This window comes from Kitasatospora sp. YST-16, from assembly GCF_026802215.1.
GTDB lineage: Bacteria > Actinomycetota > Actinomycetes > Streptomycetales > Streptomycetaceae > Kitasatospora > Kitasatospora cineracea.
The window spans coordinates 4128187-4141400 of record NZ_CP113837.1; the positions used below are offsets into that span (position 1 = coordinate 4128187).

The window sequence follows — 13214 nt, forward strand, 5'->3', positions numbered from 1 at the left end:
CCTCAGTGAACTCTCTCATTCCGCTGCTGGTCGCGGCGCCGCTGGCCGGCGCTGCCCTGCTGCTGCTCGGCGGACGGGCCCTGGACCGGTTCGGGCACTGGATCGCGGTCCTGCTGGCCGCGCTCTCCTTCGCCTTCGGACTGGCCCTGTTCGCGGACATGCTCGGCCGGGACGCCGAGCACCGCGCCGTCACCGAGCGGCTGTTCAGCTGGATCCCGGTCGACGGCTTCCAGGCCGACGTCTCCTTCCAGCTCGACCAACTCTCGATCACCTTCGTCCTGCTGATCACCGGCGTCGGCACCCTGATCCACCTGTACTCGGTGGGCTACATGGCGCACGACGAGCGCCGCCGCCGCTTCTTCGCCTACCTGAACCTGTTCCTGGCCGCCATGCTGGTGCTGGTTCTCGCCGACAACTACCTGCTGCTGTACGTGGGTTGGGAGGGCGTCGGCCTGGCGTCCTACCTGCTGATCGGGTTCTGGCAGCACAAGCCGAGCGCCGCGACGGCCGCCAAGAAGGCGTTCATCGTCAACCGGGTCGGCGACATGGGCCTGTCCATCGCGATCATGCTGATGTTCGTCGAGTTCGGCTCCTTCGCCTTCCAGCCGGTGTTCGCCACCGCGGGCGACGCGAGCGAGGGCAAGCTCACCGCGATCGGCCTGATGCTGCTGCTGGCCGCCTGCGGCAAGTCCGCGCAGGTGCCGCTGCAGTCCTGGCTGGGCGACGCGATGGAGGGCCCGACCCCGGTCTCCGCCCTCATCCACGCGGCCACCATGGTCACCGCCGGCGTCTACCTGATCGTCCGCTCCGGGGCGATCTTCGACCTGGCGCCGGACGCGCAGACCGCCGTGGTGGTGGTCGGCGCGGTGACGCTGCTGTTCGGTGCGATCGTCGGTTGCGCCAAGGACGACATCAAGAAGGCGCTGGCCGGCTCGACCATGTCGCAGATCGGCTACATGATCATGGCGGCGGGGCTGGGCCCGATCGGCTACGCCTTCGCCATCATGCACCTGGTCACCCACGGCTTCTTCAAGGCCGGGATGTTCCTCGGCGCCGGGTCGGTCATGCACGGCATGAACGACGAGGTGAACATGCGGCACTACGGCGGCCTGCGCACGTACATGCCGGTCACCTTCGCCACCTTCGGCCTCGGCTACCTGGCGATCATCGGCTTCCCGGGCCTGTCCGGCTTCTTCTCCAAGGACAAGATCATCGAGGCGGCGTTCGCCAAGGGCGGCACCGAGGGCTGGATCCTCGGCCTGTGCGCCCTGATCGGCGCCGCGGTCACCGCGTTCTACATGACCCGGGTGATGGTGCTGACCTTCTTCGGCGAGAAGCGCTGGCAGCCCGACCCGGAGACCGGCGAGGCGCCGCACCCGCACGAGTCCCCGAGGACGATGACCGCCCCGATGGTCGTGCTGGCCTTCGGCTCGGTGTTCGCCGGCGGCCTGTTCGCCTACGGCAGCTCCTTCGTCCACTGGCTGGAGCCGGTCACCGGCCACGCCGAGGGCGACTCGCCGCTGTCCCCGCTCGTGGTCAGCCTGATCGCCACCGTCTGCATGCTGGCGGGCGCGGGCCTGGCCTGGCAGATGTACGGCCGCAGCCCCGTCCCGGTCAAGCCGCCGATCGGCTCGCCGCTCACCCGGGCCGCCCGCCGCGACCTGCTCCAGGACGACTTCAACCACGCCGTCCTGGTCCGTCCCGGCACCGCGCTGGCCGCCACCCTGGTCTGGTTCGACAGCCGGGGCCTGGACGGCTTCGTCAACGGCCTGGCCGCCGCGATCGGCGGGATCTCCAGCCGGCTGCGCCGGATCCAGACCGGCTACGTCCGCACGTACGCGCTCTCCATGTTCGGCGGCACGCTGGTGCTGGTCGCCTCCACTCTCCTGATGAGGTCGGTCTGATGAGCTACCTCCTCTCCGCCACCTGTGCCGTCCCGGCCGCCGGAGCGGTGCTCACCGCCGCCCTCCCGGCCGGGACCAGCGAGGCCCGGCGGCGCACCACCAAGACCGTGGCGCTGGCGGTCTCCGTCCTCACCCTGGGCCTGGCCGCCGCGATCGCGGCGTCCTACGAACCCGGGGGCGCCCGCTACCAGTTGACCGAGTCCTACTCCTGGATCCGCTCCTTCGGGATCAGCTTCTCGCTCGGCGCGGACGGCATCGGCACCGCGCTGGCGCTGCTCACCGCCGTCCTGGTGCCGGTGGTGATGCTGGCCGGCTGGCACGACGCGGACCCTGCGGCCCCGGAGGGCTCGTTCGAGTCCAAGCGGCGCACCCAGGCGTTCTTCGCGCTGATCCTGGCCGTCGAGGCGATGGTGCTGGTGTCCTTCCTGGCCACCGACGTCTTCGTGTTCTACGTGTTCTTCGAAGCCATGCTGATCCCGATGTACTTCCTGATCGGCGGCTTCGGCGACAAGGCCGGCGGCCCGGACGCGGACCGGCAGCGCTCCTACGCGGCCGTCAAGTTCCTGCTGTACAACCTGCTCGGCGGCCTGGTCATGCTGGCCGCCGTGATCGGCCTGTACGTGGTGGCCGCCGACCAGGGGCAGGCGACGTTCAGCCTCACCGGGCTGACCGACGCCATCTCCTCCGGCAAGCTGGTGATCGACCCCAACGCGCAGCGGGCGCTGTTCCTCGGCTTCTTCTTCGCCTTCGCGGTGAAGGCCCCGCTGTGGCCGCTGCACACCTGGCTGCCGAACGCGATGGGCGAGTCCACCGCCGGGACGGCCGTGCTGATCACCGCGGTGGTCGACAAGGTCGGCACCTTCGCCATGCTGCGGTTCTGCCTGGGCCTGTTCCCGGACGCGTCGAAGACCTTCGCCCCGGTGATCATGGTGCTGGCGCTGGTCGGCATCGTCTACGGCGCGCTGGTGGCGATCGGCCAGAAGGACATCAAGCGCCTGGTCGCCTACGCGTCGATCTCGCACTTCGGGTTCATCATCCTGGGCATCTTCGCGATGACCAGCCAGGGCCAGTCCGGCGCCACGCTCTACATGGTCAACCACGGCATCTCCACCGCCGTCTGGATGCTGGTGGCGGGCTTCCTGATCTCCCGCCGCGGCTCCCGCCTGATCGCCGACTACGGCGGCGTGCAGAAGGTCGCCCCGGTGCTGGCCGGCACCTTCCTGATCGGCGGCCTGGCGACGCTGTCGCTGCCCGGGATGGCCCCGTTCGTCAGCGAGTTCCTGGTCCTGGTCGGCACCTTCAGCCGGTACCCGGCGCTCGGCATCGTCGCCACCTTCGGCATCGTGCTGGCCGCGCTGTACGCGCTGCTGCTGTACCAGCGCACCATGACCGGCCCGGTGAAGGCCCCGGTCGAGGGCATGCCCGACCTGAAGGCCCGTGAACTGGCCGTCGTGGCCCCGCTGGTGGCCCTGACCCTGCTGCTCGGCGTCTACCCGAAGCCGCTCACCGACCTGGTGAACCCGGCCGTCAACGACACCCTCAGCCAGGTCCACCGCACCGACCCGGCGCCGGCCCACCCGGCCGTCGCCGCCAACGGAGGTGAGCAGAAGTGATGCCCGTCCACGCGCTGGCCGCCGCCGGCGGCAACAGCCCGAGCATCCCCGCCCCGCACATCGAGTACGGCCAGCTCTCCCCGATGCTGGTGGTGTTCGGCGCCGCGGTGCTCGGCATCCTGGTCGAGGCGTTCCTGCCGCGCCGGCTGCGGGCCTCCGCCCAGCTGGGCGTCTCGCTGCTCGGCCTCGGCGGCGCCTTCGCCGCCGTGGTGGTGCTCGCCGCGCAGGGCCACGCCACCACCAAGGCGGGCCTGCTGGCGATGGGCGCGGTCGCCATCGACGGCCCCGCGCTGTTCCTGCAGGGCGTGATCCTGCTGACCGCGGTGCTGACCGTGCTCGGCTACGCCGAGGGCCGGCTGGAGCCGCGGATCAACGGCCACCGGGTCGACGCGTTCGCCGCCCAGGCCGCGGCCGTCCCCGGCGGCGAGCAGGAGCGCGACGCCACCCGCGAGGGGATGCGCACCACCGAGATCTACCCGCTGACCCTGTTCGCGGTCGGCGGCATGCTGCTCTTCCCGGCCGCCAACGACCTGCTGACCATGTTCGTGGCCCTCGAAGTGCTCTCGCTGCCGCTCTACCTGATGTGCGCGCTGGCCCGGCGCCGCCGGCTGATCTCCCAGGAGGCGGCCGTCAAGTACTTCCTGCTGGGCGCGTTCGCCTCGGCGTTCTTCCTGTTCGGCACGGCCCTGCTGTACGGCTACGCGGGCACGGTGCAGCTCGGCGGGATCGCCGACGCGGTCTCCGGTGTCGCCCCGGTCACCCCGGCGCTGGCCGTCACCACCCAGAACGACGCGCTGCTGCTGATCGGCCTGGCCATGCTGGCCGTCGGCCTGCTGTTCAAGGTCGGCGCGGTGCCGTTCCACTCCTGGACCCCGGACGTCTACCAGGGCGCCCCGACGCCCGTCACCGGGTTCATGGCGGCCGCCACCAAGACCGCCGCGTTCGGCGCCCTGCTGCGGCTGTTCTACGTAGCCTTCCCCGGCCTGCGCTGGGACTGGCGGCCGGTGATGTGGGGCGTGGCGATCCTCACCATGGTGGTCGGCTCGATCCTCGCGGTCACCCAGCAGGACGTGAAGCGGCTGCTCGCCTACTCCTCGATCGCGCACGCCGGGTTCATCCTCACCGGCCTGATCGCCACCGACCGGCGCGGCGTCTCCGCGGTGCTGTTCTACCTGCTGGCGTACTCCTTCGTGACGCTCGGCGCGTTCGCCGTGGTCACCCTGGTGCGGGACTCCAAGGGCGAGGCCACCCACCTGTCCAACTGGGCCGGACTGGGCCGCCGTTCGCCGCTGCTGGCGGCGGTGTTCGCACTGTTCCTGCTGGCCTTCGCGGGCATTCCGCTGACCTCCGGCTTCACCGGCAAGTTCGCGGTCTTCCAGGCCGCGGCCCAGGGCGGGGCCACCCCGCTGGTCATCGTCGGCGTGCTGTCCTCCGCGGTCGCCGCGTTCTTCTACATCCGGGTCATCGTGCTGATGTTCTTCTCCGACCCGCAGCCCTCCGGCCCCGCCGTGGCGGTGCCCAGCGCGTTCACCGCCACCGCCATCGGCGTCGGCGTGTTGGTCACCCTCGGCCTGGGCCTGCTCCCGCAGTACTTCCTCGACCTGGCCTCCAAGGCCTCGCTGTTCGTCCGCTGACCGGCCCCGGCCGGCCCCCGGCCCCCGCCCGCACCGGGCGGGGGCCGGAGCGCTGACCGGCCCCGGCCGGCCCGTCCGGGGCCCGCCTCCCGCCACCAGGGAAGTCGGGCCCATGCCCGTGCAGTGATCCACTCCGGACCGGATACGCTGCCTTGTATGTGCATCGGCGGCGCTGAGGGACCGGCCCGCTGGATCGACCAGGGACAGGAGTGGTCAGCGTGACCGTCGTGGGGCCCTTCGGGCTGAGCGTGCAGGACCGCGATCTGACCCGGGACGTCCAGGCCGGGATGGAGGCCGTGGAGGCAGCCCTGGCCGAGGCCGTCAAGAGCGACGTGCCCTTCATCACGGTGACCGCCAGCCACCTGATCGAGGCCGGCGGCAAGCGCTTCCGCCCGCTGCTGGTGATGCTGGCCGCCCAGTTCGGCGACCCGACGGCGCCCGGCGTGGTGCCGTCCGCGGTGGTGGTCGAGCTGACCCACCTCGCCACGCTGTACCACGACGACGTGATGGACGAGGCCCCGGTGCGCCGCGGCGCCCCCAGCGCCAACAGCCGCTGGGACAACTCGGTGGCCATCCTCACCGGCGACTTCCTGTTCTCCCGCGCCTCCCAGGTGCTCTCCGACCTGGGCACCGAGGCGGTCCGGATCCAGTCCGACGCCTTCGAGCGGCTGGTCACCGGCCAGATCCTGGAGACCGCCGGGCCGCGCCCCGAGGACGACCCGCTGCGGCACTACCTGGACGTGCTGTCCGGCAAGACCGGCTCGCTGATCGCGGTGGCCTGCCGCTTCGGCTCCCTGATGGCCGGCGCCGAGCGCTGGATCGTCGACCTGCTCACCCAGTACGGCGAGCGGATCGGCACCGCCTTCCAACTCGCCGACGACGTCCTCGACATCGCCAGCGACGGCCACGAGTCCGGCAAGACCCCCGGCACCGACCTGCGCGAGGGCGTGCCGACCCTGCCGGTGCTGCTGCTGCGCCAGATGCCCGCCGACCCGGCCGACCCCGAGGACGCCCGGCTGCGCGAGCTGCTCGACACCGACCTGGCCGCCGACGACGCCGCGCACGCCGAGGCGCTGCGCCTGCTGCGCCGCCACCCGGCGCTGGAGCGGGCCCGCCGCGAGACGCTGCGCTACGCCGAGGAGGCCCGGGCGCTGCTCGACCCGCTGCCGGACTGTCCGGCCAAGGCCGCCCTGCAGGAGCTGTGCGACACGGTGGCGATCCGCACCATGTAGGCCCGGTCCGGCCGCCGCGGCCCGCGGCCCGCCCGGTCCCCGATAGGGTCGTGCCCATGTTGCGCGTGGTGATCGCCGAGGACTCCGTGCTGCTCCGGGAGGGGCTGACACGACTGCTGACGGACCGTGGGATGGAGGTCGTGGCCGGGGTCGGCGACGGCGAGGCCCTGGTGCGCACGATCGACGCCCTGCACGCGGAGGGCGCCCTGCCCGACGTCGTGGTGGCGGACGTCCGGATGCCCCCGACGCACACCGACGAGGGCGTGCGGGCCTGCGTGGAGCTGCGCGGGCGGCACCCCGGGCTGGGGGTGCTGGTGCTCTCCCAGCACGTCGAGGAGCAGTACGCGAGCGAGCTGCTGGCGGGCTCCACCCGGGGCGTGGGCTACCTGCTGAAGGACCGGGTGGCCGAGGTCCGCGAGTTCGTCGACGCGGTGGCCCGGGTCGCCGAGGGCGGCACCGCGCTGGACCCGGAGGTGGTGCAGCAGCTGCTCAGCCGCAGCCGCCAGGTCGACACGCTGGCCGCGCTGACGCCCCGTGAGCGCGAGGTGCTGGGCCTGATGGCCGAGGGCCGGACCAACGCGGCGATCGCCAAGCAGCTGGTGGTGTCGGACGGCGCGGTGGAGAAGCACGTGTCGAACATCTTCCAGAAGCTGGGTTTGGGACAGAGCCAGGAGGACCACCGGCGGGTTCTCGCGGTGCTCGCCTACCTGGAGTCCTGACCTGGCGGGACCCGCCGCAGCCGTCTGTGCGAGTTCCCTTCCAGCGGTGCTCCGCCCGCTTAGGATTCGCTGTGGTGCGCCAGGCGGACGGGGCACACGGCTCACGCCCGCTGCTGGCTCCCCCGACGAGGAGGTCCGCGGCAGTGACCAGTCAGGTCGATCAGTCAGAAGCAGTGGACGGTTCGGACGGCGACGGCCCGGCCGTGTCGGAGCGTTCAGCGCCCGGACGGACGGCCAAGCCGATCAGGCGGCTGGACCGGGTGATCATCCGTTTCGCGGGTGACTCCGGCGACGGCATGCAGCTCACCGGCGACCGGTTCACCTCGGAGACGGCGGCGTTCGGCAACGACCTCTCCACGCTGCCGAACTTCCCGGCCGAGATCCGCGCACCCGCAGGCACCCTGCCCGGCGTCTCCAGCTTCCAGCTGCACTTCGCCGACCACGACATCCTGACGCCGGGCGACGCGCCCGACGTCCTGGTGGCGATGAACCCGGCGGCGCTGAAGGCCAACCTGCCGGACCTGCCGGCCGGCGCCGAGATCATCGTCAACACCGACGAGTTCACCAAGCGGGCGCTGGCCAAGGTCGGCTACCAGCGGGACCCGCTGGAGGACGGCTCGCTGGAGGCGTTCCGGCTGCACCCGGTGGGGCTGACCACGCTCACCCTGGAGGCGCTCAAGGACAGCGGACTGGCCCGCAAGGACGCCGAGCGGGCGAAGAACATGTTCGCGCTCGGCCTGCTGTCCTGGATGTACCACCGGCCCACCCACAGCACCGAGCTGTTCCTGCGGCAGAAGTTCGCCAAGAAGCCGCAGATCGCCGAGGCCAACGTGACGGCGTTCCGGGCCGGCTGGAACTTCGGCGAGACCACCGAGAGCTTCGCGGTCTCCTACGAGGTGCCGCCCGCCAAGCTCGAACCCGGCACCTACCGCAACATCTCCGGCAACCTGGCGCTGTCCTACGGCCTGGTCGCGGCGGGGGAGCGCTCCGGGCTGCCGGTGTTCCTCGGCTCGTACCCGATCACCCCGGCCTCGGACATCCTGCACGAGCTGTCCCGGCACAAGAACTTCGGCGTGCGCACCTTCCAGGCCGAGGACGAGATCGCCGGGATCGGCGCCGCGCTGGGCGCGGCGTTCGGCGGCGCGCTGGGCGTGACCACGACCTCCGGGCCCGGCGTGGCGCTCAAGAGCGAGACCATCGGCCTCGCGGTGTCGCTGGAACTGCCGCTGGTGGTGGTCGACATCCAGCGCGGCGGCCCGTCCACCGGCCTGCCCACCAAGACCGAGCAGGCCGACCTGCTGCAGGCGATGTTCGGCCGCAACGGCGAGGCCCCGGTGCCGATCGTGGCGCCCGCCACGCCCGCCGAGTGCTTCACGGCCGCGCTGGAGGCGGCCCGGATCGCGCTCACCTACCGCACCCCGGTGTTCCTGCTCTCGGACGGCTACCTGGCCAACGGCTCCGAGCCGTGGAAGCTCCCGGACGTCGACGAACTCCCGGACCTGCGCGTCGAGTTCGCCACCGAGCCGAACGGCCCCGACGGCAGCTTCCGCCCCTACCAGCGCGACCCGCACACGCTGGCCCGCCCGTGGGCGGTCCCCGGCACCGCCGGCCTGGAGCACCGGATCGGCGGCATCGAGAAGCAGGACGGCACCGGCAACATCTCCTACGACCCGGCCAACCACGACTTCATGGTCCGCACCCGGCAGGCCAAGGTCGACGGCATCGCGGTGCCCGACGTCGAGGTCGACGACCCGAGCGGCGAGGCCCGGGTCCTGGTGCTCGGCTGGGGCTCCACCTACGGCCCGATCACCGCCGCGGTGCGCCGGGTGCGGGCCGACGGCGGCCACGTCGCCCAGGCCCACCTGCGCCACCTCAACCCGTTCCCGGCCAACCTCGGCGCCGTCCTGCGCGGCTACCAGCGGGTGATCGTCCCCGAGATGAACCTCGGCCAGCTCGCCCTGCTGCTGCGCGCCAAGTACCTCGTCGACGCCCAGTCCTACAACCAGGTCCGCGGCCTGCCGTTCAAGGCCGCCCAACTCGCCGACGTGCTGCACGCCGCGCTCGGCGGCCTCGACGCGGAGGAGACCCGATGACCGACTTCCCCGCCCTGCGCCTGGTCCCCAAGGCGGACGGCCCGCAGACCGCGAAGGAGTTCAAGACCGACCAGGAGGTGCGCTGGTGCCCCGGCTGCGGGGACTACGCCGTCCTGGCCGCCGTCCAGTCCTTCATGCCCGAGCTGGGCATCCGGCGCGAGAACACCGTCTTCGTCTCCGGCATCGGCTGCTCCTCGCGCTTCCCGTACTACATGAACACCTACGGGATGCACTCGATCCACGGCCGCGCCCCGGCGATCGCCACCGGCCTGGCCGCCTCCCGCCCCGACCTGTCGGTGTGGGTGGTGACCGGCGACGGCGACGCGCTGTCGATCGGCGGCAACCACCTGATCCACGCGCTGCGCCGCAACGTCAACCTGAAGATCCTGCTGTTCAACAACCGGATCTACGGCCTGACCAAGGGGCAGTACTCGCCCACCAGCGAGGTCGGCAAGATCACCAAGTCGACGCCGATGGGCTCGCTGGACACCCCGTTCAACCCGCTCTCGCTGGCGATCGGCGCCGAGGCCACCTTCGTGGCCCGCACCATCGACTCCGACCGCCAGCACCTGCAGTCGGTGCTGCGGGCCGCCGCGCAGCACGAGGGCACCGCGCTGGTGGAGATCTACCAGAACTGCAACATCTTCAACGACGGTGCCTTCGAGGTCCTCAAGGAGCCGGGCACCCGCGACGAGGCGCTGATCCGCCTGGAGCACGGGCAGCCGGTCCTGGTCGGCGCCGGGCACCAGGTGGTCCGGGACGGCGACGGCGAACTGCGGATCGCCCCGCTCGGCGAGGGCACCGCGCTGGTCCACGACGCCCACGCCGCCAGCCCGGCCACCGCCTTCGCGCTGACCAGGCTGGCCGACGCCGACACCCTGCACCACACCCCGATCGGCGTCCTGCGCGACGTCGCCCGGCCGGTCTACGACACCCTGATGGCCGAGCAGCTGACCCGGGCCGAGGAGCAGCAGGGCCGCGGCGGCCTCGCCGCCCTGCTGGCGGGCTCCAGCACCTGGACGGTGGACGCGTAGGCCGAGCGGTGACGGCCGGGGCCCGGGGAGCAGGCGTTTCCCGGGCCCCGGCCGCCGTCGTCAGCACCGTCCCAGGATTACGGGGATGACATTCCGGCGCGCGGGCCGTTACCTTTCGGGTGACACGACGGCGCGCGGGTGAAGGGCAGGCCATGGCGGAGGGTTCGCGGGAGGCCAGGGTCGGATTGTGGAACGGCTTCGCGGCGTACGGGATGTGGGGCCTGTTCCCGCTGTTCTGGCCGCTGCTGGAGCCCGCCGGGGCGGCCGACATCCTGGCCAACCGGATGACGTGGTCGCTGGTGGCGGTCACCGCGATGCTGCTGGTGCGCCGCCGCTGGGCGTGGATCCGCCCGCTGCTGCGCCAGCCCCGGCGGCTGGGCATGCTGGCGCTGGCCGCGGCCACCGTCTCGGTGAACTGGGGCGTGTACATCTGGGGCGTGAACTCCGGGCACGTGGTGGAGACCAGCCTCGGGTACTTCATCAACCCGCTGGTGACGATCGCCTTCGGCGTGCTGGTGCTGCGCGAGCGGCTGCGCCCGGCGCAGTGGGCGGCGGTCGGCGTCGGCACCGCGGCGGTCCTGGTGCTGACGGTGGCGTACGGCCGGCCGCCGTGGATCGCGCTGGCGCTGGCGTTCTCGTTCGCCACCTACGGGCTGCTGAAGAAGAAGGTCGGCCTGGGCGGGGCGGAGAGCCTCGCGGTGGAGAGCGCGGTGATGTTCCCGTTCGCGGTGGCGTTCCTGGTCTACCTGGAGGTGCGCGGCCAGGGCACCCTGGGGCACCACGGTTGGGGCCACACCGCGCTGCTGCTGGCCAGCGGGGTGATCACGGCGGTGCCGCTGATGTGCTTCGGCGCGGCGGCGCTGCGGGTGCCGCTGACCACGCTGGGGCTGCTGCAGTACCTGGCGCCGGTGTCGCAGTTCCTGATCGGCGTGGCGGTGTTCCACGAGACGATGGAGCCGGCCCGCTGGGCGGGCTTCGCCCTGGTGTGGGTGGCGCTGGTGGTGCTGAGCGGGGACGCGCTGCGGCGGATCCGGGTCGAGCGGCGGCGCGCCGCCGCCACCGCCCCGCCGGTGCCGGCCGCCGCGTCCTGACGGCGGGTTCCTGACGGCGGGTTCCTGACGCCGACTCAGGTCGCGGCGAGGTCGCGGGCCAGCCGGGTGCTGTCGCGGTGCCCGGTGAACGCGGCCGCCGCGGCCCGGGCCGCGGCCCGCCGGCCGGCCGGCAGCAGGCCGCCGTGGGCCAGCGAGTCGACCGGGCGGCGGGTGCGCCACTCCTCCAGCGACCAGCGGGCGTACGGGCCGAACAGGGCCGGGGTGGAGCCGGGCAGGTCGGTGCGGGCGGGGACGGCGGCGCGGGCGCCGTTCAGGGCGATCTGGCCGTCGAGGTCGGCGCAGACGTCGAGCCAGGCGAGCGCGGCGGGGCGGTGGCGGGCCGCGCGGGGCAGCGCGAAGGCGTCCAGGCGGGACTGGAACAGGCCGCCGGTGCCGGGGGCGGCCGTCCAGCCGTAGTCGGTGCCCGGGCGCAGGTCGAGGGTGTCGCGCAGCCAGGTGTCGGCCCAGTCGCCGGTGAGCAGGAACCCGGCCCGGCCGGTGCCGAGCAGGCGGGCGGCGTCGGTCCAGTCGGCGTCGGCGGCGGGCGGGGCGGCCAGCTCCAGCAGGGCGTCCAGGGTGCGCAGGGCGCCGGTGGTGGCGGGGGAGCCCCAGGGGCCGCCGGGTTGCCAGAGCGCGGCGAACGCGTCCGGGCCGTGCGCGGCCAGCAGGACGGTCTCGGCCAGGTGCAGCACCTCGGTGGGGCCGCCGACCGCCAGCGGGGCGGCGACGGTGCCGGCGGCCTGCCGCAGCCGGGCCAGCAGCGCCTCCGGGTCCGCCGGGGGCCCGGCCGCGCCGGCGGCCGCCAGCAGCGGCGGGTTGGTCCACAGCAGGTTGGTGCGCCGCACCCCGGCCGGGACGGCGTACAGCGCCCCGCGCACGCGCAGCCGGGGCAGGACCGCCGCGGGCAGCCCGGCCAGCCAGCCGCGGGCCCGGGCGGGGCCGTCCAGCGGCTCCAAGTGGGCTGCCAGCTCGGCGAGTTCGGCGCCGCCGCAGCAGCGGAAGCTGTCCGGCGGCAGCCCGTCGGCCAGCCGCCGGGCGAGGTCGGTGTCGGACGGGGCGGAGCTGTCCCCGGCCACGAAGGTGACGTCCGGGGCGCGGCCCTTCAGCGCGGCCAGCATGGCCTGCAGGCCGTTCTGCTCCGGGCCGGACGTCCAGCCGGTGGTGACCTCCAGCAGCCCCGACGGCCCGTTCGCCGAACTCGCCGCCGCGGAGCCGTACCTGGCCAGCGCCGTCCCGGCCAGGGCGGCCAGCCCGCCGAGCAGGACCTGGCGGCGGCGGATCGGCACGGCACTCCCAGCGGGGTCGAACAGGCGGGCGGGCGCCCGACGGACGGGCGGTCCGGGGCGGCCCACCATCCCACCGTCCGGCCCGAGTCCGCGTCAAGGGCCGGGCCGGGACGGGCGGTCGTGAAGAACGCCTCCGCGGGATCTCCTCAACCGGACTCCCGGGCTGCTAACGTCCGTGCTGCGCGACCCGGCCGCCAGCAGTCCCGGCGCGCGGGAGGAACTCCGATGGTGCACCTCGCCCGGCCCGTGCCCCGCCACGTTCCCGTGCTCCGCCGCGTTCCGGCGGTCCGGCGGGAAGCGGGCGGCGCGCAGGGCGGCGAGCTGCGCATCACCCGCCGCACCGGGTTCCCCGCCGAGATCCGCTGGCACCCCGGCACCGGCGAGCCGGTCGAACTGCTGCCGCCCTACCGCCTGGAGCGGGTCGAACTGCGCCACTCCCACCGGGCCCGCCTGCACGGCCTGACCGCCGGCGTCCGGCTGGTCACCGCGGGCTGGTCCCCGCTCTTCCTGGTCGCTCCCGCCGACCTGCCGGCCCTGGCCCTGGCGGCGGCCTCCACCCGGCGGACGGCCTGCTGAGGCCGCGTCACCGGGCGGGGCCGCCCGGGCGG

The 13214-nt window shown here is 73.3% G+C and carries 10 protein-coding genes; 9 read left to right on the plus strand and 1 reads right to left on the minus strand.

Annotation, left to right across the window (positions count from 1 at the left end; genetic code table 11):
- Positions 1–5 precede the first annotated feature (5 nt).
- The 8 genes from nuoL (at position 6) to rarD (ending at position 11320) form a co-directional block, all read left to right on the plus strand.
- The gene (gene nuoL, locus OU787_RS19005; protein ID WP_268660086.1) at positions 6–1904 is read left to right on the plus strand and encodes an NADH-quinone oxidoreductase subunit L; all 1899 of its coding nucleotides are present in this window, start codon (positions 6–8) and stop codon (positions 1902–1904) included.
- A complete protein-coding gene (locus tag OU787_RS19010) occupies positions 1904–3517 on the plus strand; it encodes an NADH-quinone oxidoreductase subunit M (protein ID WP_030459076.1) in 1614 nt (537 codons plus the stop codon). Before nuoL ends, OU787_RS19010 begins: the two co-directional genes overlap by 1 nt.
- The gene (nuoN, locus tag OU787_RS19015; protein ID WP_030459075.1) at positions 3517–5151 is read left to right on the plus strand and encodes an NADH-quinone oxidoreductase subunit NuoN; all 1635 of its coding nucleotides are present in this window, start codon (positions 3517–3519) and stop codon (positions 5149–5151) included. Before OU787_RS19010 ends, nuoN begins: the two co-directional genes overlap by 1 nt.
- 218 nt (positions 5152–5369) lie before the next feature.
- Positions 5370–6383 (plus strand): polyprenyl synthetase family protein, encoded by a 1014-nt coding sequence (locus OU787_RS19020; RefSeq protein WP_030459074.1) that lies wholly within the window; start codon positions 5370–5372, stop codon positions 6381–6383.
- Positions 6384–6442: 59 nt separating this feature from the next.
- Positions 6443–7102, plus strand: coding sequence for a response regulator transcription factor (locus tag OU787_RS19025; RefSeq protein ID WP_304414204.1), 660 nt, complete (start codon positions 6443–6445; stop codon positions 7100–7102).
- Between the two features lie 203 nt (positions 7103–7305).
- Entirely contained in the window at positions 7306–9195 is a 1890-nt protein-coding gene (locus tag OU787_RS19030; RefSeq protein WP_380376157.1) for a 2-oxoacid:acceptor oxidoreductase subunit alpha, read from the plus strand.
- Complete coding sequence (locus tag OU787_RS19035; protein WP_030459071.1) at positions 9192–10229, plus strand: 2-oxoacid:ferredoxin oxidoreductase subunit beta; 1038 nt, start codon at positions 9192–9194, stop codon at positions 10227–10229. The genes OU787_RS19030 and OU787_RS19035 overlap by 4 nt, the downstream gene beginning before the upstream one ends.
- Before the next feature lie 152 nt (positions 10230–10381).
- Positions 10382–11320 carry an EamA family transporter RarD gene (rarD, locus tag OU787_RS19040; RefSeq protein WP_030459070.1) on the plus strand — a complete coding sequence of 313 codons (939 nt, stop codon included), beginning with the start codon at positions 10382–10384 and terminating at the stop codon, positions 11318–11320.
- 35 nt (positions 11321–11355) lie between these two features.
- Here the strand turns inward: rarD and OU787_RS19045 are convergent, their stop codons facing one another.
- Positions 11356–12606, minus strand: a complete 1251-nt coding sequence (locus tag OU787_RS19045) for an extracellular solute-binding protein (protein WP_268660087.1) — start codon at positions 12604–12606, stop codon at positions 11356–11358.
- Between the two features lie 225 nt (positions 12607–12831).
- On the opposite strand from OU787_RS19045, the gene OU787_RS19050 reads away from it, so the two are divergent.
- Complete coding sequence (locus tag OU787_RS19050; RefSeq protein ID WP_268660088.1) at positions 12832–13182, plus strand: hypothetical protein; 351 nt, start codon at positions 12832–12834, stop codon at positions 13180–13182.
- The last annotated feature ends 32 nt before the right edge of the window (positions 13183–13214 follow it).